Consider the following 1,442-nt stretch of genomic DNA (forward strand, 5'->3'; position numbering starts at 1 on the left):
CCCCTGCTCAGCGTGGTCGAGAGGTCGGGGGAGGGGGCGGGAGGGGCGGCTGAGGACGTTCCCGCCGTCTAATGCGCGAGGAGAATGGCCATGCGAGCCATTCTAACGGGGCCGTGCAACCGGTTTTCCCGTGCGCGGCGTTCGGCCGCGCCCCGCCCGCCCCCTTCCCGCGCGAACGGTCCGGGGCACTGTCGGTGACCGGTGCCACACTGAGCGACGCAGGGAATGTCCGGTGATGTCCGGCTACGACACACGAGGAGGTGATCGCCATGGCAGGCACGGGCGGCGGACGTCTGAGCGTCTTCCCGACGCTGCTGTACGCGGACGCGAAGGCGGCGATCCGGCAGCTCACGGAGGCCCTCGGCTTCACGGAGCTGTCGGTGTACGAGGGCGAGGACGGCACGGTGGTGCACGCCGAACTGGCGCAGGGCAACGGCGCGGTGATGCTGGGTTCCCGGGGCCGCGGCGGGGTGTTCGACACCGCGATGAAGGGCGCGGGCCCGGCCGGGGTGTACATCGTCGTGGACGACGTCGACGCACACCACCGGCGGGCGGTGGAGCGGGGCGCGGAGATCCTGATGCCCCCGACGGACCAGGACCACGGCTCGCGGGACTACCTGGCCCGGGACCTCGAGGGCAACGTCTGGGGCTTCGGCACGTACGCGCCCGGGGCCGGGACCTGAGAGGAGGCCGTCGGCGGCGTCAGCCCCCGGTGTGCACCTGGAAGGCGGCCCGGCGGACGGCCTTGGCCAGGGCGGGGTCGGGATGCGCGGCGGCGAGCGCGACCAGGACCTGCACGGTGCGCGGGTGGCCGACGGCGCGCACCTCGTTGAGCAGGGCGGGCACGGTCGGCTGCACCGCGGACTCCAGGTGCCGGACCAGCAGGGGGGCCTCGCCGTGGTCGGCGACGGCGGCCGCGGTGTCCACCCAGAGCCAGGTCGCCTCCTCCCGGGTGAGGACCGCGGGGGCGTCCTCGGGGTCGGCTCCCTCGTGCTCGGCGAGCCACAGCAGGGCGTAGGGCCGCAGCGTCGGCTCGTCGAGCACGGCGCGGACCTCGGGCTCGGCGGGGGCGCCGACCAAGCGCAGGGCTTCGAAGGCGAGACCGCGCAGCAGGGCGTCCTCGCCCCGGGCGGCGCCGATCAGCTCGGTGACGGCGCTGCCGACCGGGCGGGCGGCGAGCCAGGCGCGGTACTCGGCGCGGGCCGCGTTGGGCCGCAGCTGGGCACAGCCGCGGAGCATGTCCTCGGCCCCCTGCTCGATGTTCCCGGCGGGGCTCTGCGCGGCGACGCAGATCTGCTCCAGTTTGACCCACACCGCCCAGCTGCCGAGCGGGGTGAGCGTGGCCTGCCCGTCGCCGTAGGTGAGGGCGCCGACGGAGGCGAGGGCGCGCAGGGCCCAGTCGAGCAGCGGCTCGAGCGGGGCGTCGGCGCCCTCACCTACGG

Annotated in this window: 1 protein-coding gene and 1 pseudogene; one reads left to right on the forward strand and one right to left on the reverse strand. The window is 75.2% G+C overall.

Annotated features, from left to right (window positions below; genetic code table 11):
- Positions 1-269: 269 nt before the first annotated feature.
- Positions 270-683, forward strand: a complete 414-nt coding sequence (locus B7L92_RS28475) for a VOC family protein (RefSeq protein ID WP_081240260.1) — start codon at positions 270-272, stop codon at positions 681-683.
- Between the two features lie 19 nt (positions 684-702).
- On the opposite strand, the pseudogene B7L92_RS28480 reads toward B7L92_RS28475, so the two are convergent.
- Positions 703-1,442: pseudogene (locus B7L92_RS28480) on the reverse strand (hypothetical protein); the annotation flags it as partial.

This window comes from Streptomyces viridosporus (genome assembly GCF_002078235.1).
GTDB lineage: Bacteria > Actinomycetota > Actinomycetes > Streptomycetales > Streptomycetaceae > Streptomyces > Streptomyces viridosporus.

Coding starts and splice junctions, on each gene's coding strand:
- B7L92_RS28475 (WP_081240260.1), top strand. CDS start 270: ATGGCAGGCACGGGCGGCGGACGTCTGAGCGTCTTCCCGACGCTGCTG.